The organism is uncultured Aquimarina sp. (assembly GCF_947500065.1).
In the GTDB taxonomy this organism is placed as follows: domain Bacteria; phylum Bacteroidota; class Bacteroidia; order Flavobacteriales; family Flavobacteriaceae; genus Aquimarina.
Genome location: NZ_CANMQT010000005.1, coordinates 326646 through 349094, shown reverse-complemented (window position 1 = coordinate 349094; position 22449 = coordinate 326646). Strand labels below are relative to the sequence as shown.

At 33.2% G+C, this 22449-nt stretch carries 18 protein-coding genes; 2 read left to right on the top strand and 16 right to left on the bottom strand.

Going from position 1 to position 22449, the window contains the following annotated elements:
* Positions 1-182: 182 nt before the first annotated feature.
* Together Q0975_RS16745 and Q0975_RS16740 are read right to left on the bottom strand one after the other, a co-directional pair.
* Positions 183-722 (bottom strand): YceI family protein, encoded by a 540-nt coding sequence (locus Q0975_RS16745; protein ID WP_299438737.1) that lies wholly within the window; start codon positions 720-722, stop codon positions 183-185.
* A gap of 13 nt (positions 723-735) precedes the next feature.
* Positions 736-1104 carry a hypothetical protein gene (locus Q0975_RS16740; protein ID WP_299438735.1) on the bottom strand — a complete coding sequence of 123 codons (369 nt, stop codon included), beginning with the start codon at positions 1102-1104 and terminating at the stop codon, positions 736-738.
* A 126-nt stretch (positions 1105-1230) separates the two neighbouring features.
* On the opposite strand from Q0975_RS16740, the gene Q0975_RS16735 reads away from it, so the two are divergent.
* Entirely contained in the window at positions 1231-1614 is a 384-nt protein-coding gene (locus tag Q0975_RS16735) for a hypothetical protein (RefSeq protein WP_299438733.1), read from the top strand.
* 28 nt (positions 1615-1642) lie between these two features.
* On the top strand, positions 1643-2497 hold the full coding sequence (locus Q0975_RS16730; RefSeq protein ID WP_299438731.1) for a DUF5777 family beta-barrel protein: 855 nt from the start codon (positions 1643-1645) through the stop codon (positions 2495-2497).
* Positions 2498-2530: 33 nt separating this feature from the next.
* Here the strand turns inward: Q0975_RS16730 and Q0975_RS16725 are convergent, their stop codons facing one another.
* The 14 genes from Q0975_RS16725 to Q0975_RS16660 form a co-directional block, all read right to left on the bottom strand.
* A complete protein-coding gene (locus Q0975_RS16725) occupies positions 2531-3358 on the bottom strand; it encodes a heparin lyase I family protein (RefSeq protein WP_299438729.1) in 828 nt (275 codons plus the stop codon).
* Positions 3359-3364: 6 nt separating this feature from the next.
* Complete coding sequence (locus Q0975_RS16720; protein ID WP_299438727.1) at positions 3365-4489, bottom strand: T9SS type A sorting domain-containing protein; 1125 nt, start codon at positions 4487-4489, stop codon at positions 3365-3367.
* A gap of 98 nt (positions 4490-4587) precedes the next feature.
* Entirely contained in the window at positions 4588-5655 is a 1068-nt protein-coding gene (locus Q0975_RS16715) for a T9SS type A sorting domain-containing protein (RefSeq protein WP_299438725.1), read from the bottom strand.
* A gap of 182 nt (positions 5656-5837) precedes the next feature.
* The gene (locus Q0975_RS16710) at positions 5838-6518 is read right to left on the bottom strand and encodes a bifunctional 4-hydroxy-2-oxoglutarate aldolase/2-dehydro-3-deoxy-phosphogluconate aldolase (protein ID WP_299438723.1); all 681 of its coding nucleotides are present in this window, start codon (positions 6516-6518) and stop codon (positions 5838-5840) included.
* Position 6519: 1 nt separating this feature from the next.
* The gene (locus tag Q0975_RS16705; protein ID WP_299438721.1) at positions 6520-7524 is read right to left on the bottom strand and encodes a sugar kinase; all 1005 of its coding nucleotides are present in this window, start codon (positions 7522-7524) and stop codon (positions 6520-6522) included.
* A 19-nt stretch (positions 7525-7543) separates the two neighbouring features.
* Positions 7544-8305, bottom strand: coding sequence for an SDR family NAD(P)-dependent oxidoreductase (locus Q0975_RS16700; protein ID WP_299438719.1), 762 nt, complete (start codon positions 8303-8305; stop codon positions 7544-7546).
* A 72-nt stretch (positions 8306-8377) separates the two neighbouring features.
* Positions 8378-9652, bottom strand: a complete 1275-nt coding sequence (locus Q0975_RS16695; protein WP_299438718.1) for an MFS transporter — start codon at positions 9650-9652, stop codon at positions 8378-8380.
* Positions 9653-9656: 4 nt separating this feature from the next.
* The gene (locus tag Q0975_RS16690; protein WP_118457114.1) at positions 9657-10025 is read right to left on the bottom strand and encodes a cupin domain-containing protein; all 369 of its coding nucleotides are present in this window, start codon (positions 10023-10025) and stop codon (positions 9657-9659) included.
* 4 nt (positions 10026-10029) lie between these two features.
* On the bottom strand, positions 10030-12291 hold the full coding sequence (locus Q0975_RS16685; RefSeq protein WP_299438716.1) for a heparinase II/III family protein: 2262 nt from the start codon (positions 12289-12291) through the stop codon (positions 10030-10032).
* A 51-nt stretch (positions 12292-12342) separates the two neighbouring features.
* Entirely contained in the window at positions 12343-13893 is a 1551-nt protein-coding gene (locus Q0975_RS16680) for an IPT/TIG domain-containing protein (protein ID WP_299438715.1), read from the bottom strand.
* Positions 13894-13911: 18 nt separating this feature from the next.
* The gene (locus Q0975_RS16675) at positions 13912-16329 is read right to left on the bottom strand and encodes a polysaccharide lyase 6 family protein (RefSeq protein ID WP_299438713.1); all 2418 of its coding nucleotides are present in this window, start codon (positions 16327-16329) and stop codon (positions 13912-13914) included.
* Entirely contained in the window at positions 16329-17822 is a 1494-nt protein-coding gene (locus Q0975_RS16670) for a RagB/SusD family nutrient uptake outer membrane protein (RefSeq protein WP_299438711.1), read from the bottom strand. The genes Q0975_RS16675 and Q0975_RS16670 overlap by 1 nt, the downstream gene beginning before the upstream one ends.
* An 87-nt stretch (positions 17823-17909) precedes the next feature.
* Positions 17910-21056 (bottom strand): TonB-dependent receptor, encoded by a 3147-nt coding sequence (locus Q0975_RS16665; RefSeq protein WP_299438710.1) that lies wholly within the window; start codon positions 21054-21056, stop codon positions 17910-17912.
* Positions 21057-21378: 322 nt separating this feature from the next.
* On the bottom strand, positions 21379-22092 hold the full coding sequence (locus tag Q0975_RS16660) for a FadR/GntR family transcriptional regulator (protein ID WP_299438708.1): 714 nt from the start codon (positions 22090-22092) through the stop codon (positions 21379-21381).
* Between the last annotated feature and the right edge of the window lie 357 nt (positions 22093-22449).

Here is a 22449-nt window from a genome sequence, read left to right as displayed (position 1 = left end):
ACAGACAATCTCAGTGTAATAATTAAACATATAGTTAATTCTGTTCTGAATTTTGAATGAATTAACATTGAAGGTTTGTTAGAACTAAGAAACAAGATTGTTTTAATATATATTCTATAAAATGTATTAAAGAGGAAAAATTGAGTTTAAAAAAGGAATATTTTGGATTGAATGATTTAAGATTATTTTTTAACTAGTTTAAAATTAAAATTTACCGAAATATCATCTGCTATCTTTTTACTTACAATACTCGGAATCTTAATATCAAACTCTTCAGGTTTAGCAATAAAAGAAGAAGAAATAGAAATAGTTACTTCATCATCTTTACTCAGCGAACCTTTTGTCTCTATTTCTTTTGATTTCCCGTGTAATGTCAGTGTTCCTTTAATCATATATTCACCCTTAATATCATTGATATCAAAACCTACAAGTTTACCTTTAAAAGTTGCTTTCGGATAATCATCTGATTCTATATAATTCTCATTAAAATGCTCTTCCATTAAGGCATTTTTAAAACGAAAACCCTTAATTAAAGCTAAGGCTGCAAATTCACCATTGTCTGTATTTAAAATGGCAGTTACAGTAGTGTTTTTAGCTTTTACTTCCTCAAAAGAAGGGACTGAGGCTTCAAAATTAATTGTTCCTTTTTTGGTAATGTATTTTCCTTGGGCAAGGATAGATCCTGCAACGAGTAAAAATAAAAAAAACGTAAACTTTTTCATATATTAAGGAGTTTTATTGTTCTAACAATCCATCAGTATTCCATTGTAAAATGAGATCTATAGTTGCTTGCGGTAATCTAGGCCCTCCAGCAGGCATTAAAAAACTAATATCCTCAGAAGAAACTCTATCTAATAAGCTTCTATTATCGACTGCTTCTTTTACCTGATCATAAGTTAATAATGGCATAGGAGCAAAATTAGTAGGAGGATCATTATGACAAAAAATACAATTCGTGTCAATAATGGATTTTATAGTATTGTCATAGGTAATTAATGATTGTACTGGTGTTACATCTATTAGATCATTTTCACTATCATTTTCACAACTTATGTTGATTAAAACTATGCAAAGAATTAAAAATTTTAAAAGATATCTTCTCATAAATTGCTTTTAGAGTATTATTAGAGAGGTAGAAATTATGTCAATTTTCATAGATATGCAAAAATAAATTTCATTAGGTAGATAATTTTCATACTTTTAAAACAAGTTTAACTTGAATAAAGTATAATGAAAAAACTGTTGATAGTAATTTTGGTCCTACTAATAGGAGGATTTATAGGATATAAATATGTATACCAATCGCATCGAGATATACAAGAAGAAAAAGCAGAATTTACGGTTGATGCAACTGATTTGGCAAGAGAGTTTTCTGAAAACCAGGATAGTTCTACGAAAAAATATCTCAACAAAACTATTATAGTGAAAGGCGAGGTGACCGAAATAGAGGATAATTCTATGATGCTTAATGACGCTGCATACTGTACTTTTGATGTTAATCACAATATTTCGGAATCTAGTATGAATTCAAGTTTTACGATTAAAGGGAGATGTATCGGCTACGATGAACTTCTGGAAGTAGTAAAGTTAGATCAAGTATCAATAGTTAAATAATTATCATTTTTTGTATAAAACCATATTCATGAAAAAACTCCTATTAATTTTATTTCTTTTTCCCTACATAATATTAGCCCAAGATGACCTACTTGGTGAATTAGAATCCGAAGTCCAAGAAGACAACTATGTAACAGCAACTTTTAAAGGGTTAAAGATTGTGAATTTTGAATCTACAAAACTTGTTAACAAAAGAAATTTATTCTTTGTTGTTGCTCACCGTTTTGGTACCGTAAAAAACGGTATTGATGACCTCTTTGGTTTGGATCAGGCGGTTACTCAGCTTAAGTTTATTTATGGTATAACTGATGGACTAAATGTAGGTATTGCTCGGAGTTCTTTTCAGAAAACATATGGAGCTCATGTTAAATATAGAGTAGCTAGGCAAAAGAGAGGCGGTTTTCCTTTAACCATTGTAGGCTATAATTTGTTAACGATTAATACTGGTTTAGAAAAAGATCAATTACCGAAATTGGAGTTTAGTAATAGATTATCATACGTTTCTCAAGTATTGATTGCGAGAAAATTTGGTAAAAAATTATCGCTGGAATTGGCTCCATCTTTTCTTCATGAAAACTATGTAAGGTTTGATGATCAGGATAATTCACAGTTCATTTTGGGGATGGGAGGACGTTATAAGTTAACCAAACGATTTAGTCTTAATTTGGATTATGGTGTTCATCTAAACAAGAGTGATAGTTCTACATTTAATCATCCCTTATCTATTGGTTTTGATATAGAAACAGGAGGACATGTGTTTCAGATACATTTTACAAATGCACAGCCTATGTTTGAGAATGGATTCTTAGGTCAGACAAGTGGCCTTTGGGAAGATGGTGATTTTTTCTTCGGATTTAATCTAAGCAGAGTTTTTGACCTTTAAAATAGTAAGGCAAATTGTTGATTAGATACGTAATTATTTAATTTCTTTAATCGAAAAATCAGCGAACAGTACTTCTTCATCTCTTAGATCAGATGCGTGTTTGAGGCTTCTGTATATTCCCCATTTTGGCCTAACAAAATTGGCATTGGTTTTCCACATTCTTAATTGAGAAGATGAATAATTTAGGATTTCTATTCCTGTTTTACGATCTATTATAAGCATAGAAAATTTTGCATTTCCCTTTTCTTCATACGTAACAGTTTCAGTTACTTCTACCCAGTTTCCTCTAAAAACATCTAATGGCACAGAGTTTAAGGTATTTTGATCTAAAGCAGAAGAATATCGTAATTCTAGTTTATCGGGATTTCCTTTTCTGGCAGTTAATGTAATAAGAGGCATGTTTTTTTCAGAACCACCCACAGCTTTTAATTGATGTATATGAGTAAACTTTTTTGATACTTGAAAACCTTTGTCTAATTTAAATTTCCATTGATATACGACCGTTTCTCCTTTGGTTCCTTTTAAGTTTTCAGGAGATTTATCATATGATTTAATTTCATTACGCTGTCTGTCAAATTTTTTGCATCGGTCATTATCTTCGTTTACATGGATTAAAAACTTAAAAGCATGTGTATTCAATTCAGTATCAAATATTTCTGTAATATGTGTTCCTTTGAAAGAAGAGTGATTGTCACAATTTTTTTTTGTTGAGCCTGGTGCCTCAATAGGTTTGTATCCTGGAGCAAGTACAGAAGTGATAAGTTCATAGGTGTTATCGGAACCATTAGCTTTTAATACGACCTGTGCTGAAAGCTGAGAGCATATTAAAAATCCAAAGAGTAGTTTTATTACTTTTATCATATATTTTTAATTAACTTTTACAATTTGCTTTACAGAAAAAGTATTGGTTTGTCTATTGATGAATTTAATAAAATAAAGCCCATTCGACAGATTTGCAAGGTCAATTCTCTTTTCTACACCAATTTCATTTATATCTTTAACAATCTTTCCTGATCCATTGATAACCGATATATTATAATTATTTGTGTTTTCAAGAAATTGAAAATTGACGACACCAGTAGTTGGATTAGGAAACACATTAAACAAATCTATATCAGATACTTCAGGAATTGATAATGTTGCACTCTCTTCGACGGAAAAGTTTGCAAAAAGTACTTCTTCGTCTCTTAAATCAGATGGGGAATTTAAGCTTCTATATATTCCCCATTTTGGTCTTATGAAATCTGCATTAGTTTTCCACATTCTTAATTCTGAAGATGAATAATTTAGAATTTCTGTTCCCGTATTCACATTGGTAATAATAATGTTATAGATTGCATTATTAGTTTCTCCATAAGTAACTGTTTCGACAACTTCTACCCAATTGCCTTTAAGCAATGAAAGATTTACTGAAGTGATGGTGGATTGAGAGGTAGTTGGTGCATATCTTAATTCTAATTGATCCTCGGAGCCCTTTCTGGCCGTTAAGGTAATTAGAGGTTGACTTTCTTCTGCAGAATCAGCACCTACCGATTTTAATTGATGTAAATGTGTAAAACTACCAGAAGGCTGAAAACCGGCATCCAGTTTAAATTTCCATTTGTATTGTACGGTCTCTCCAATTACTCCTTTAAGATTATCAGGAGAGGGAGCATAGGTTTTTATTTCGTTACGTTGTCGATCTGTAGTAGCACATTTATCTCGATCAATATCCTCATTTACATGGAGTATAAATTTAAATACATTAATACCTAAGTCTGTATCAAATACTTCATCGATATGGCGATTCCCATCAGAACCAGAGTATGTAGAATGATTGTCACAAGTACTTCCGGTAATTCCTGGTGCTTCTACTACATCGCCACTGGTAGGCGCAAAAACGCTGTTAATGAGTTCATACGTGTTGCCAGGACCATTGGCATCAAGTGTCACTTGAGCTTTCGCTCCAAGGCTAATAAAAAGTAGTGATACAAAAAGAATGAATGATTTCATAACAATGTTTTTGGGATATTTTTTAAGAACAATACCCTTGTATATTTTACAAGGGTATTACTAACTCAAATTAAAATCAAACTATTTATAAAAGTATTTTAGTTTTTTACGACAGCTTTGGTAAGCATAGCCCCATCAGCATATACATTCATATAGTATAAACCAGTAGAGAAAGCTGTTAAATCAACAACATCTAAATTATTTTTTTTCTGAACTAATATTTTACCAGTTACATCCACAATTTCGATAGATGAAATTATGTCATTTTTAGAATTTATATTAATTACGTTAGTAGTTGGATTTGGGTAAAAAGAAATATTAGCGGTTAATTCTTGCTCTGTAATGGATAAGAGTGCGGCAGTTGGATTATCTGCACCAATATGATTCAATGCAACACCTGCAAAAGTACTAGGATACGCCTTGATACCTGTACTGGATGTACTAATTACCCAATTAGGTAAATTTCCTGAAGGTAAATCTCCTCCATACCAGTCAGAGGTTGTTGCGTCATTTGTTAAAGCAGAACCTGTTGAGTTCCCAATTCTTGCAGCATAATCAAATTGTGATCCAGTGGTAACAACTATATTAGCGCCACTTGGAGCAAATAAAGTAGGATCGGCTTGAGCTGCATCATCTTCAAGAAACCCGATTGGAGCATATGCATAGGCTTGTGCTGAGGCATCATTGTCTTTTAAGAGCGCAAAGCTGTCTAAAATTGTCCAGTCCGTGTAAGGCGTTCCATCAGGAGTACCATCATCGTCACTATCTATATCGTCGCCGGTAGTAGGAGCTGTAGTAGCTTGTACTAAAAGTAACGTATGAGATTGACCTTCTAGTTCTCCATCTGTTAAATCCAAAGCTATATTAGCAGAAGCATCAACCGAATATGGATGACCAGTAGTAAGTAATACTAAATATCCATTTGATCCAGTGGTTTGACCGGTTAAATCAATAACTTCATTTACATCTCCCGGATCATTTCCATCACCTTCAATCGTTAAAAGGTATGTATTGGTTAATGCAGCATTCGCTGCGCCACGAATTTCAATATATTCATTTGGATTATCAGTTCCTGGAGGATCAACCATAATCTCATTGATATAAAATTGAGCGTTGATAACTTGAGATGCAACAACACAAGTTATTAGAAGTACTATTTTTTTCATAATTAGCTTATTTAATGATAGAGTGATCTTGTTTATTATATATTTGGTTAACCAATTTGGTCAACCAAATATATAAAATTATTTTTATTAACACAACTTTTGTTGAAAATGTTGTGTTAACCTTAATTTTTTAACATTATTTCAGTGGGAGGTGAGTTTGCTTGATTGTTTTTACTGAAGTTTTAGAGATTATCTTTTCTTAGATATTCAACAATCTGAAGTGAGCTTTTTGTTAGTTCTGTTATCTTATGGTAATCAAAGTTTCCATCTTTATCTTTCACGATTAACTTTGATCCCATACCTACACAGTGAACACCTGCATTAAACCAATCGATAAGATTCTTTTTTTCGGGAGTTACTCCACCGCTGGGCATGATACTGCTCCAAGGACAAGGTGCCTTAATTCCTTTAATAAAATCAGGACCACCCACTTGAGCAGCCGGAAATATCTTTACAATTTCTGCACCTAGTTCTTCAGCGTAATTTATTTCGGTTAATGTGGCGCAACCAGGTAGCCACGCTATTTTTCTTCGATTACAAACTTTTGCTATTTCAGGATTTAGAATAGGGGAGACTATAAAATTCGCTCCTTTCTGAATATATAAAGAAGCAGTTCCAGCATCAACAATGGATCCGATTCCTAAAATCATACCCGGAAGTTCTTTGTTAATCCACTTGGATAATTCTGTAAAAATATCATGGGCGTGATCACCTCTATTGGTAAATTCAAATACTCGGGCACCGCCATCGTAGCAGGCTTTAACTACTTTTTTTGCAATATCAATATCCTTATGATAGAATAGGGGTACAATCCCAGTTTTTTGCATTATTTGTGCGACTTCAATTCTTGTATACTGTGCCATGTTATCTTTTTATTCGTCCTGATAGATTACCTTCAATAATACTTAATACTTCTGCTTCTGTTACCAGGTTTGCATCTCCTTCTATGGTATGTTTTAGAGCACATGAGGCATTAGCAAATTCCATTGCCTTAGTATCATCATAATGTAAAAGTCCATGGATTAATCCAGCTGCATATGCATCTCCTGTACCAATTCTATCAATTACGTGTGTGATTTCTAATTCAGTGGTTTCAGAAAATTCTTTTCCATTCCACATTCTGGCTCTGATCTTATGCCAACTTGCATTAAGAGAAACTCTTGTTTTGTCAAAAACCCCTTTTATATTAGTGTATTTCTCCATTAAAAGCTTACTTGCTTTTATAAAATCGTCATTATCATAAGAGAAACTAGTTTTTAGTAACTCATTGATTTCATTTGGACCTCCAATAAATACATTAGATAATCCTACTAATTCATTGAGAATATCTTTCGCTTTGTGACCGTAATTCCACAACCCACTTCTATATGCTGGGTCTGCTGATATCGTGATTCCTTTTTTATGAGCAATTTCTATCCCCTCTTTTAATGCTTGATATGCATTGAGAGATAGAGCAGGGGTAATACCTGTCCAGTGGAACCAATCACAATTTTCTAAGGCTTTTTCCCAATTAATTTCATTAGGATTTATATTACAAAAAGCTGAGTTAGCTCTGTTATAAGCTATAGTGCTTGATCGCATGACTGCACCAACCTCCAGGAAATATAATCCCAGAGGATGACGCGAGTCAATAATCAAACCAGTATCTACTCCCAGTTTCTGCAAGTAGCTCTTTGCTGCATCACCAACAAAATTGTTGGATACTGCTGTAATATGTTGTGTATTGTTTCCGAATTGAGCGAGCGATATTGCTACATTCGCTTCGGTTCCACCAAAGTAGTATTCTAATTGGTTAGATTGTTTTAATTTTTTGTTCCCTAAAGGAGCTATACGCATTAAAACTTCTCCAAAGGTTACTACTTTTTTCATTTTGTGTTTTTCTTTATATTTAAATACCTAAGGCTTGTCCACCACCAATCTGAATAGTTTCGGCAGTTATAAAAGCAGCGTCATCACTTGCTAAGAAAGAAACAACAGAAGCTACATCTTCTGGTTGCCCTAATCTTCCTAACATAATGTTGTTTTTCCACGATGCAAAAACTTCAGGTTTTGTGGATTTAATTTGCGCGTGAAACGGAGTATCAATAGTACCAGGAGATACTGCATTCACTCTGATGCTATATTCTGCAAGGTCTTTTGCTAATGCTCTGGTTATAGCATTAACTGCAGCTTTAGATGTTCCGTAAATTCCTGCTCCAGGACCTCCTGCAGTCCATCCTGCATTGGATGTATAGTTAATGATAGAAGCATTTCCTCCTTTTTTAAGATAAGGAATAGCAGCTCTAGAAGCAAAAAATGTTGAGTCAAGGTTTAATGCCATTACAGATCTGTAAAATTCTGTTGTCATTCCTTCAAATCTGGATCTTCCACCTAATCCACCAGCATTATTTACCAGTAGGTCAATTTTACCATATTTTTCTCCAATTTTTTCTATGTTTGAGGTAACTGCCTCTTCGTTTGTAACGTCGAATCCATAGTACTCTGCAGTTATTCCTTCTGCTGTAAGCTCTTTTACTCTTTCAGCTCCTTTATCATCCTCTATACCGTTTAAGATTACCGTATATCCATCGTTGCCTAATCTTTTTGCAACTGCGAAGCCTATTCCGCCGGTAGCACCGGTTACAATGGCAACTTTTCCTTTTAAACTCATTTTTTTTCTTTTATTTATTATAAATTATTGATAGTTGATTAATTTTATTTTATGTCAATCTGCTATAGTTTGTTATTTTCTTACAGGTCCAATTTTTTTGATAAACAAGAAAATAGACAAGACTCCAAGTATTACAGAAACACATATTGCTACAAATGCAGGTGTGTATGAGCTCGTGGTGATCTGACCAACAAACCAGTTCATAATCATAGGTGATACAGCAGCAACTGTTCCCGCTAATCCTGCCAGTGTTCCTACAGAAGGTCCTCTAAATAAATCACTGGAAATCGTTTGGATGTTTCCAATTGCAAATTGAAATCCGAATAACGCCAATCCTGCCAGATATATGAACATCATGAAATTCTCTTCTGTAACGAAATTAATGATGGATACAAATGCTATTAAAATTAAAATACCTCCTAATGCAATTGTAATTTTTCTTGATGTGTCTACTGAAAACTTTTTCATTAAAGCTTTGGTAAACATTCCACCTATTATGCTTCCGGCTGCTGCCATTAAATAAGAAATCCAAATGCTTTTGGTTTCTTCTATGTCAGATCCGAATTTTGCTCCTAAATAAATAGGCATCCATCCTACAAAAAACCACCATATTGGCTCTATAAAAAACCTACAGAATAGAACACCCCAAGATTCTTTATGACTCAATATTTGGCCAATACTTAGTCCTTTTTCTTTTATATCAGATTCTACTTCGACTTTTTCTATTCGATCCTTTATGATCAGTGCTCTTTCTTCATCTGTAATCCACGGATGCTTTTCTGGTTTGGCTTTATTAATGAATAACCAAGGGATTACCCATAATATACCAACAAAACCTAAAATAATATAGGTAGTTTTCCAGCCATATTGCGCATATAAGAATATAATAATGAAAGGAGCAATTACATTTCCTATGGAGGCTCCGGCATTAAAAATTCCTTGAGCAATTGCACGTTCTTTTATAGGGAACCATTCTCCATTACTTTTTACAGCACCAGGCCAATTACCTGCTTCTCCCAATCCTAGTAATACTCTAAAGATGGAAAGACTAACTAACCCTCTTGCAAATGCGTGAAAAACTGACGCTACGGACCAAACGATAATAGAAACTGTAAATCCCAAGCGTGTGCCTATTTCATCATATAATTTTCCAGAAGCAAATTTACCGATGGCATAGGCACCCAGAAAGAAGTTAAGCATTAGAGCGTAATCGGAGTTATCCATCCCTAGGTCTTTACCCATTTCAGGCCATAAAAGTGCAAATGCAGTTCTATCGATATAATTAATAACCGTTGCTAGGAAAATTAATACAATGATCCACCAACGTAATCCTTTTAATTTGGTCATCTAATTATTTCTTTTGATGTGAAATTTCTAAAAAATCTTCTCTGATTGGACTGAATACGTCAATAAGAACTCCGGCTTCCAGGCAGACTGCTCCATGAGGAACATTTGGTGGAATAAAGAATCCATCACCAGCATTTAGTACCTTTTTTTCTTCTCCTATAGTAACTTCAAAACTTCCGGATTCTACATAGGTGGTTTGTGAATGAAAATGGTCATGGATATATCCAATAGCTCCTTTTTCGAAGTCGACTTTTACCATCATAATGTTTACATCATAGCCAATCATCTGGCGTTTGATTCCTTCTGCAGCCTGTTCCCAAGGTTTGTCTTTGGTTACAAAGAATACATCACTCTTTATTTTTGAATAACTCATGTGTTTAGTTAGTTTTTAGATTATAATTTCCTGTCCATTGATATACTTGATTATCAATAGTAATTTTATGTTTTTTATGCGGATCGTGTTCTTGATTAACAATCATTAATATATAATGGTCGTCATTTTTGAATGTCACTTTTACAATTGTATAATTATTATCTGAGGAGATCAATTCAATGTTTTTAACATCAGAATGAGGATTTTGTACTGATTCAAGCTTCGGGTCAAAATTTCCGTGAGGCTCTATAATGTTTACAAAAACATGATCTTTTTTATCATTTTCTCTTACCATGTAAGAAGCATCATTTCTAAGATTAAAATTAGGATCATTAGCTCCCAATCTGGAAAAAATCATTTCACTTTCTGAACTAATCAAACTTGAGATAGAGTAGAAGCTGTTTTTATTTAACCAAGTTAGTGTAGCAAAGTTGTTATCGCTTTTACCTTCAGCTAATTTCCATAAATGTTGGTATCCATTTTTAGTTCCAAGAGCGGATAATGTATTTTCTTTTGCATACTCAAAATTAGCTTCCATTACATGTCCTTGGTACATGAAATTAAGATCATATTGATGTGTTTCTTTAGACTTAATGGCATATACATCAATTATAAAAGGAGGTCTTTCTGTAGTTTGACTTTTAACTAAGGTTAATGTTCTTTGCATTTTGACTCCTTCATATGCATTCTCTTCTTTGGCACTAACAATTTGAAGATTTGAATCTTTTAGATTAGAAAAAAGTAATTCAGGACTCACCTTACTGGATGCTTTTACATTAGCATTAAATTGAGATGTTTGGTCAACAATTACAGTATTGTGAGCTATCGTTTGCTTTGCCCATGTTTTATTCTCGGGTAAATATCTTCCTCCTTTTTTAGATTCTACATTCAGAAACCTGGCAGCACCATAATCCTGAAGAATTTCTTGTTTACCATCATATAAGAATAAAGAGAGTCTATCAAAATGTCCATGCCCCATTCCTTGGGAAGCAAATTTAAAAACTGAAGTAATTTTTTCATTTTTTTTTCCATTAGACATTCTTAATAATGCTAATCCTCCATCAGTACCATTATTACCATCTGTAATTAGTAATGGTACTTTTTTATAGGCTTTAGGTTCAGAATCTTTTAGAGCTTTGGCTACTTCTAGTCCTGCTCCCGATATACTTACCTTATTGTGTTCTAGAATAATGGGTAGTAGCGAGCTATCTTTATAATAGGTGTATGCAATATTGCTGGCAAATATCAATTCACTGGTTAAATAGTTCTTTTCTTTTAATGCATCATTAAAAGGAAAGAATGCTCCATTTTCATCAGTTAGTTGCAATACTGTGGTTACCGCTTTACCTAATAATTGATCTCGGTATTCAAAGATTTTTAGATCAGGTTGATTGTTCTGAATAGCTTGTGCAAAAAGCATAAATGGCATCATTGCATATCGCTGATAATAAGGACCTTCAGAGTAGTATCCTTCAGGTGAAAAAAGCATATCTATCTGTTTAAGAAAACCAGTTTCTTTATCCTTATTACTTCCGTACAGGGCACGGTCTACCATATCCTGATCTTTGAGAACATATCCCGTCATACCAACGCCCGCTACTGCCCAGGTTCCATGATTATGTATTTTATTGAAAGTTTTTTTAGAATCGACACTAATAAATTCAGCTACTTTCTTAAAAACATTATCTTCAATTATTGTTTTGTTTTCTTCTGAAATAGCATCACTTACCAGATTATACGCCTGTATGGAATTTACTAACCAAACACTTTCATTTAGTCCTTGCCAAAAAAGCTTTCCTGCCGGATGATTTTCTTTGCTTTTAGGATGTAAAGGTAAATTAGGATACATTTTTGCATATGCCAATAACATATCCGTTACAAATTTGGAATATTTAGTATCCTTTGTAATTATATATGAAATTCCAGCTGAATACATATCGCTATAATTACGCTTATGCTTTTCATGTGTATACCCACCACCAGGATCTTTAGGTACTGGTACTTTGATACTATTTTTAATAGCATTGTCTGCTTTGTTTTTATGCTGTTCAAATGAGATTTGTATAACTTCGTTTGTACTTAATAACTCTTTTATTTCATTAGCTTCTGAAGTTGATAATGAAAGTATAGGTTTTTGATTTTTAATCTCTGTTTTAACTTCTGCAAGTTCTTTTTTATTACAGCTAAAGCTTAAGATACCAAGGGCTAGGGTTAGGCAGAGAATGCCTAACCTTAACCGTATAGTATGTAAGGGTGATTGGATCATTTTTCTATTTTTAGAAACTATTCTTCTTTTCTAGATATTGATTTTGTTATCTTAACCTTGATCTTTCCAGTTAGTTTGATCGGTAATAGAAGCAGCTGAATAGTCTACCGCTCCGAACTCAGTTAATACTCTATCAGTTACAATTATCCAATCGTAATCTGCTGACCTAGGAATATTGTCTGATGAACTACCAGCTGTGAGTCTCAAATGGAATCTGGAAAAGTCTGCCGCACTATCCATAAAGCCATTAAGTCTTACGGCAACTAAAACCCATTCTCCTCCTGTATCTAAAAGTGGTCCATTAGATTCTCTACGTTGCGCACTAGAAGTACCGAGGTAAATTTTTGTTCTACAATTTGCACCATTTATTCTCATCCAGAAATGTAAAACGGGATTCCCACCAAATTTACCCGCTGGATCTGCTAAAGCTGCTGATTCTTCTCCCATTTCTTCCGTTCCATAGTCATCGCTAAAATCATAGCCATATATAGATGCTAAAGTACTTGTAGTTGCTTTGGGGTAATCTAAATGCAAATATCTACTTCCGAAAGACTCTGTCATTCCGGTAAATCTTGGTTGTTCCGATTCTTCTTCTCCAAGTGACAAGACTACTTCATCAGGATTACCATTTTTATTATCTCTTACAGTTTCAAGAGCTTTAGTATCAAAATCATAATACTCATAATATGGTCCATTAATATATGGTATATTATATGTTGTTTGACGCATTTCAGTATCTGTAATGATTACTTCAGCAATACCCGTTTGAACATCTGCAGGAACCATAAAAGTTAACTCGGTGGCGGTGGTGGTAATTGTTGCTTCAGTGCCATCTACAGTTACGGATGTTGTGAAATTAATATTGTTTCCGATGATTGTCACAACATTATCTCTTGTCATTATTCTAGGTACATTACTCGGTTCAGGAGTTGGAATGTTAACTAGAAAAGAAGGACTTAATTCTTGTGCGATTTCACCATTATTGCTATTGTACGTTAAATTTATAGAAACCGGATCTAAGGTTCCCGGATTTGGAACAGTAACTACTATTACATCATTTTCCTGGAAAGATATAACACCAGCAACACTTCCAAAAGTAACACTAGATACAACACCAAGATTAGTACCTTCTATGATTAATAAATCATTAGCAGTAGCTTCATTAGGTATTGCACTAGTAACTGAAGGTACAGGATAAGATACAGTTAAGCTTTCTGATGATGTAGCGGTAAACTCAAGGTTTTCTGCACCTTGTCTGCTTAGATCATTGATAAGTACAATTGGTCCTGAGACAACTGCAGGGTCAATTCTAAGTAAAATTTGAGTATCACTAATTTTACTTTTTATTTCTGTTGGTATACCACCAATAGTTGCTCTATCGACGAATTGTAGAAACTCTCCTTCTACAAGCACTGCTTTAAGTATTTCTGCGCTTGATGGAGAAAAACTAGAGATTATTGGAGTAGCGGATTCAATTTCTTCTACGGTTTGATCTACTTCTATATCCGCATCACAAGATGAGGATATTACAAATATCAACATTAAACAGAAAACCAATAGCCCTGCTAAGATTCTCTTGAAAGATGCTTCGTAATTTTTCATAATTCTATGGTGTTTATTTTATTTTTTAGCTTCCCATTTCAATCCAATATGTTGTTGCTTTCGCAGCGGTGATTTCTCACTTGGAATGAAGTTATTTTTATCTTCCCATTTCGGGTTTTTGTATAGGATATCTTTTGCTGATGCTCCTTTTGTTGCTTTTACTGTACCACAATCAAAAATGACACAGTTACTAATCGTATTTTTATTTCCTTGTAGGTTAACGGGGTTTACTACTTTATAACTTTTTTCGAATACAGAGTTTTTGATGTCAACTGATACAATACCTTTAGTTCGTAATACTGTACCTTTTTCTTTATTACCTACATTACTAAATATGGAATTATCAACGATAAGTTTACCTCCTAAAGTAGACTCGTCAGTTCCTCCACGGTAATAATTTATTGCCCATTGTTCTATATCTTTAAAAATTGTATTATCAATATGTACTACTTGAGCGCTATATTTTCCGTTATCATCTTTTTCTTCTGATAGGTTAATACCTCTGTAAGCGTTTTCAATTCTGGAATTAACGATGTTAATAGTGTCTGCAAATGTTCCTTTGTAGGCTTTGTATACGCTACCACCTTTTTTGTTTTTAAAACTATGGATATAACAATTGTCAATGAATACAGAATAAGGCTCAGATGCACCTTTGTCAGGGGAAACTACCGCATACTTTATAGGAGTACTTAAGTCTCCAGATATTTCCAGATTATTTAATCGTAATGCACTACCTCCTTCAACTCTAAAGATATAAGTAGGATTTTTTTCTAATCCTTCTTTCATTCTTAATACAGGTTTTTTGTCTTTAGAATTTCCTTGAATAGTTACATTATTATTGATTTTTATTCCTTTTTCAAAAACGTATTCTCCAGGTTTCAATTTGATGACACTACCAGCAGAAGCTTTTTTTAATGCTTTACGTAATGTCCCTACACCAGGTTCAATTTCGATAATTTCTGATACTACTTTTGGTTTCTGAGGTGCTACTTTTGAATCCCATGAAGTTCCACTTTTAAGAACAAGTGCCTTTGGAAGCTTATTATTTCCAAGATTATAGGCTCCAGCTACAAAAGTATTTCTCGCTGTTCCAGTGATATCAAGTTTGGTCGATTTACCTTCAGGTTTGGAATTTTTGATTAATTCCTCATTGTCGGTTTTTGGTATGTAAAGAATATCATCTAAAGTATCCCAGTTGACTTTAACTTTTGAAAAACCTGATTGATTGAAATCTTTTTGGGAATCAAGAATATTCCCATAGAATTTAAAACCATCTAGTTTATCATGTACAGTTGCAATATCACCGTTTTTATCATTGAAAATTAGATTGTTAGCAAAAATAGTATTTATTGGAGCTAATGATCTTTCCTCATCACTACCAGCACAAAACTGAATAGGAGAACAATTAATAATGGTGTTATTTTGGATGCTAACATCTTTTACCTGATGATATCTGTTTGCGGGACTATTAGGTACACCATTCATAACTACAATTGGACCTCTAAACCCATCTCCCGTTAGATTCATCATTAGATTATTTCTAACTACATGACCTGCGTTAATGATTCTAATACCTCCTGTATTTGGTTTTTGATTTCCAATAAATACATTACTTTCTATTAAACACCTATTCCCATGTCTTAATGTTAATACGCCTTCACTTTCTAAAAAAAGATTATTACGATATACGTTGTCACAGGACTTGTTAGAAATAATTTCTACTTCACCATTACATTTTTCAAAAACATTATCTTCTACAATCGTTCTGGATGATAATAAGGAATTTTTACTGGTTCCTATCCTTATCGTTTCACCACCATTAAATCCTAAAGAAGGTCTTTCTCCAAAATAATTATGATCAATTCTGTGATTATTCTGAATATGTTTTTCTCCTTTTAACCAAACGACTAGAGTTGTACCAGAATTGGTTTTTCCCGCAAAATAATTGTGATCTACTCTGTTGTTCTTACCCCAAATGCTTACCCATTTAGAATCTGTTGCTTTAGAGCTAGGATTATAATATGTAATAGCACAATCGGTTAGTCTAGAATGATTTGCGAATTCCTTAGAGTTTATTCTAAAGGAAATTACAGATTTACCGGAAGTAAAACCATTTTTAAACCATAAGCCTTTAACTATTAAATGAGTTCCAGCCATTTTTAAGCTAGAATCTCCGGTAATGAATACCTTACCGGATTCTTCTGCTTGAATTATAATTGGATTATCTGAAGTCCCTTGACCTTTTACTACTAATTTGACATCTTTCCATTCTCCATTTTTAAGAATAATGCGATCTCCTGCTTTTACGGATTGTATAGCACTATTGAATTCATCAATAGTCGCCACTTTAATCTCATTGGCAAAACCGATGCATCCAATGAAAAACAGTAGCATTGATAGTGCTCTAGGAATGATATGTTGTTTGTTGATAGACATTAATAACCTATGTTTTGAGCTAAGTTTGGGTTTAGATCGATTTCTCTTTGTGGTATAGGTAATAATAACTGAAAATCAGAAATAGGACTTGCATCAAGATCAGGATTATCTGGATTGTTGTATGCAAACTCTGTGATAAAGTGTTCATTTATAACAGTTAAAGCTCTGTTGGTTCTTAGTAAATCAAAGAATCTATGATTTTCAAAGGCAAACTCTAAACGTCTTTCATTTTCTAAAGCAAGTTTAAAAGCAAAGCTAGAGCTTACTTCTGTTTCAGTTAAGGCAGTTAGACCTGCACGTTCTCTTACTCTATTAAGCTCTATGAGTGCTTCAGTAATTCCTCGAGCATCTATATAAGCTTCAGAAAGCATTAATAGCACATCGGCAAATCTTGTAACTGGCCAGTCTACATCACCATCGTCTAATGCATTAAAATCTGAATTATACTTTGTTACATGTTTATTAAAGATTTCTGTTCCATTGGTAGCGATATAACTATCAGCCATAGATGAAAGCTTTCTTTGATCTTCGGTTAGGTATAAATTAGACACATCCTCAGTTGGAACATTGAGTCCGTCACCATTTCCAAAAACTACATTTCCATCACTCTGTAAAGGAGCAAAGAAGTTAGGGAAAGGAGAACCTAAACCAATAAGCCCTTGTTCGTAACGAACGGAAAAAATAACTTCATTATTTAGTTCATTACCAGGCTCGAAAAGATCATCATAATTTGTTAAAAGATCATTTATCCCTCTGTCTCTAACATATTCTAACTGAGTGATTGCAGCTTCTAAATCTCTAGTTGAGCTTGTTAAATGAACTTTTCCTAAAATAGTTCTAGCCGCAATTCCTGTTGCTCTTCCAAATTCAGAATCATCATATTCCTCAGGTAAAAGCGTTATTGCATCTTCTAAATCTTGAATGATAAAAGGATATACTTCCGATTGAGGTCTACGAGATAATTCAAAGCCTTCTTCACCAATCAATACCCTATCAGCAATTACAATACTTCCATATAGTCGCGTTAAGTTAAAATGCATTAATGCTCTTAGGAATTTAGCTTCACCTTCATATTGATTTCTTAAGTCTTGATCCTCCGCAACATCGAGATTAGCTATAATTCTATTGGCTAAAGCAATAGTTTTATAACAATTAGCATAGTATGCTTGATTAATGGAGTTATTAGTATCCACAGTAAGACGATCCAATGTAAAGCGAGGAGCATCTGATTCTGGAGATCTATCTGGGTTGGTAAATGTATTATCAGAACGAAGCTCTGTGATATTCCATTCTACAGACATTACATCATATAAGCTAGAATATGAAGCTATTACTCCTCTGTTTAATTCTTCTTGGTTTTGATAGAAGTTTTCATCCGTTCTAAAGGAAGTCACATCTTCTTCAAGATCACAAGACACCATAAGTAATGTCAGGGACAATGCATAAATCTTAAAATTTATGAATATGTTTGGAAGTTTAAAAATATGTTTCATTGTGTATATTTTTTAATCAATATTTCAATATTATATTAATAGCCTTAGCTAAGAATATGTATGAATTTGACAATAATTAATTACCATTTAGAATTTTATATCTAATCCAAGAGCAAGCTGACGTTGTATTGGTGTAACTCCTCTTTGATATCCTCTAATTAGAACATTACCTCTATCCGTACTACCTTCTGGATTATTTCCTAGATATTCATCTGCAGCACTATACCATAAGTTTTGTCCAGAGAGGAATATTCTCAATTTTTCTAATCCCATTTTCTTAGTAGAATGAACAGGAAGTGTATACCCTAATACTACTTCTCTTAGCGATATATAAGAGGCATCCTGTACAGCATAATCTGTTTCTAACCATGGAACACCAATTCTTATCCCTGGTCTACTCGCAGGAATATTTTCGTTAAACCATTGATCTTCGGCATATGTTGTTCCGTAGCGAGCAACTTCATTATAAAAGGCTTCTCCCCATACTACTTCACCTCCTTGAGATCCTTGAAAAGAAAAGTTAAGATCTAGATTTCCGTAAGTAAATGTATTAGTGAATCCCCAAATAAAATCAGGAAATGGATCACCAATAACAGTTCTGTCATCTTCGTTTATGATTCCATCACCATTAACATCCACTCTTTTAAGTCCTCCTACAGCATCTGTAATACCACTAGGGCTATTTGCTAACTCTTCTGCATTTTGAAAAATACCATCTGTACGATATCCATAAAACTGAATATAAGGTTCTCCTACACGAGTAATGTATTGATCAGTTCGCTCTCCATTATTGATTATTCTTTCGGATCCTCCAAAGGAAATAAGTTTATTTTCATTAAAAGAAATATTAGCATTTCCTTGCCACTTTAGTTTTCCTCTTCCAAGGTTTGTAGATAAGTCAAATTCCCAACCAGAATTTTGAACTTTTCCAATATTGTTCCATTGTTCGTCAAAACCGGTAGCATTAGAAATTTGTTGTCTTAATAAAAGTTTTTCTGATAACTTATAATAATAATCGACAGTAAGGTTAACAGCACCATTGAAAAGACCTAAATCAATACCATTATTAAATTCGGTGTTCGTTTCCCAAGTGATATCTGGATTTCCTTGTAGAAAGTCTACTTCGCCTTGACCTGTGGTAACACCACCCGTATTTCCTAAACTATAGTTACTGAAATCTACTATGGTAGGCGCTAAGAAATCGAATAGAGCAGGAGCAGATCCACTAATCCCCCAACTAGATCTCAATTTCAGATTATTCACCGTGTTACCAATACTATTTTTCCAGAAATTCTCGTTGGCAACATTCCAACCAATCGAAACAGATGGGAAAACCCCGTATTTATTATTTTTTCCAAATTTGTTAAAACCATCTGCTCTTCCAGCTAGAGAAATTAAATAACGATCTTTATAGGCATAATTAACCCTTGCTAAATAAGAAGATAGTACAGTTTTATCTTTTATGGTAAAAGTGTTGTCTAAATCTATGATAGTTCCTCCATTAAGTGTTGTTATGGTTTCATCATCAAAATTGGTAATTCTAAGATTGCTAAGACGTTCTGTTGTATTCTCATAAGTAATACCTAATAGCAATCCGAGATCGTGTCCGTTAAAATTTCGATTATAATTTAATGTGTTTTCATTAATGTATTTTACTGTGAGTTGATCAGCTAATAATCCTTCCGTTTCACCATCTCTATCACCATCGGATCCAAAAAATTCTTCTCCAGTACGATATCTAACATATCCTCCAAGTGAGGATCTTAAAGTAAGTCCCTTAGCTATTTTCCATTTAACAGAACCATTAGTTAGCAATCTATATTCAAAACGATTACGTCTACTAGCTTCTTGTCTAGAGATAGGGTTGAAATTAGATGAAGACCAAAGATTTTCTAAATTCCCAGTGTTTTCTACCTGACCAGTTACAGCATCTACATAGTCGAAATTGAGATTTCTAAAATGTAATGCATGTGCAAAACTTCCTAGAGGTTGTCCTGTTAAATCCGATGTATATTGATTATGTCTAACAGGAATCCAAGTTTCATATCTTCCGGTATCCGTGAAATTAATAGAAGATCTTCTGGTAAGTGTATAAGAAGGGTTGATTTTTAGATCAAAACTTAATCTATCTGATAATTTAGATTTAAGTCTGGCAGATAAATTTAATCTTTCTAAATCATTATCTTTTCTAAGTCCTTCATTGTAAATGTAGTTTGCAGATATCAAGTAATTAGTTTTACTTCCTCCTCCATATACGTTTAGCTGATAATTTTCAATTCTAGCCGGATTTCTTAATGCTTCATCCTGCCAATTAGTAGGCCCGCCAATGTTTTGTGCAATAGTCCTTTTTCCTATTTGAACATTATCATAATTTACAAGGGTTGGTTCTCTGTTTTCTTGCTGAGCATTAAAGTTTTCTACTAATTGATCTCTATTTCGATCTAAGTCAGAGAATTGAATTGCATCCAAGATGTCAATACTTCTAGCTGCTTGTTTGAAACCAGATAATGATTTAAACTCAAATGAAGTCTTTTCTGATTTTCCTTCTTTAGTAGTTATAAGAATAACACCATTAGCACCTCTAGATCCGTAGATTGCGGTAGAACTAGCATCTTTCAAAACTTCTATAGATTCTATGGTGCTAGGATTAATGAATTGAAGACCGTCATCAAATGGAAATCCATCAACAACTACCAATGGAGCAGAACTAAGACTAATGGAACCAATACCTCTTACTAATATTTCTGGTTCATCACCTACATTACCGCTGGTATTTCTAATCTGAACTCCTGCAATTTTTCCTTTGATACTATTAGAAACATCAGAGTATGGTAATTCATCTAAATTTTTGTTTTCTAACTTAGATACAGAGGCTGTTAAACTAGATTTTTTCTGAACTCCATATCCTATTACTACAACTTGTTCTAGTTCAGAAGCTTCTTCCTCAAGGGCAACATCAAGTCTTGTTTGATTGTCAATAACTATAGTTATTGTTTTCTTTCCTGTAAATGAGAACGAAACTACATCGCCCTTCTTTACTTTAAGTTGGTAGAGTCCATCAAAGTCAGTAGTAGTTCCAGTATTTGTTTTTAATATTAATACATTCACTCCTGGTATTGGAATTCCATCTTCCTGGGAAGTAACTGTTCCTTCTAATGTAATGCTATCTTGAGCAAGCATTGTACAATGATATAGAACAATCAAAACGACTGTTATAATCTTTTTAAAATACATAAGTAATTATTTTTGTTTTTTAATGCTTTAGTTTAAATCACTAATTGGTCATTTTCGATTTTAAAAGCAAAACTTAATTTTTGTAATTACCTATTTTTAAACAAATCATTAAAAATTGATAAACGTTCTTCGATTTATCTATTTTTCCTATCTTTGTTTTAATCTATCTATAAGTAATTATAGTAATAATTTTACTTTTTAAACTAAGTAAAGTTTCGAAAATAAAGGGATTAGTGTGGTAGCTGTCCCTTTTTTTGTTTTTATTTTTTTTGTTACATATTAGATTTGTATTAAAATTATTTCCCTTTTTATTTAGATTTTCTTAATCATAACAAAATTTGTAAAGATCTTTAAAGTGTTCTTCAAGTTTTGCAACTGCTCTATCTGGATCTTTATCAATTATAGCATCAATTATAGCTTGGTGTTCTTTGATCAATAAATGGTTTTCATCTTTATTACATACTTTATTAGCTACAAATCGAGTAATGATTTCTGGTGTGATTACCAACATTAATGAGTTGATCACACTGTTGCCACTTGCTTCAGATAGTTTAAGGTGAAACATTAAATCTTCCTCTACCGCATTCAAACCCTTTATTGCTTTTTCACTATAAGCTTCATGTGCAGCTTGTATTTGACGTAAATGCTCATCTGACCTTCTGGTTGCTGCTAATCTAACTGCATTTGTTTCTAATATTAACCTTGTTTCTACTAATGATTTAAAATCAGGCTCCTGTAATTGTAAAATATCAGTCATCATTCCGTTAAGTGCGGTAACACCTATATTGGATACTCTAGTACCACTTTGTGGATACTTTTTTACAAGACCATAAAACTCTAATCTCTGAATAGCCTGACGTAATTGATTTCTGCTCACTCCTAACTTTTCAGCTAAAATTCGCTCTGCAGGAAGTTTATCACCAGGTTCAAGTTGCTTAGAAACAATTAATTCCCTAATTTTAGAGATAATTAATTCTTCGGAACCCTTTTTGGGACTGGATATAACATCCGCTTCCTTTTCTATTTTAATATTCATATACTGGGTTTGATTTTAACTGGTTGACCAATCTGGTTAACCAAAAGTATTGTTTTTTTTTATTATCACAAAATTTATATGTTAAAAATGTTATGAAAGTTTAAAAAAAGCATTGTTTTTTAAGCAAATAGACATTCTAAATGGTTTTCGTTTTGAGGAATTGGTATTCAGTTGGGATATTTATAATATAAGGTATCTTGTTTTTATGGGGTAGTTAAGCAGTATGTTTAATTGAGTAATACTTTGTTTGAAGTAGTATTTATTATTTTATGTATTTAAGATTAAAAATATCTTTTCTATGCTGTTGATAAATTATTGGGAATGAGTATAATGTAATTTTCGGATTATTTTTTTGAA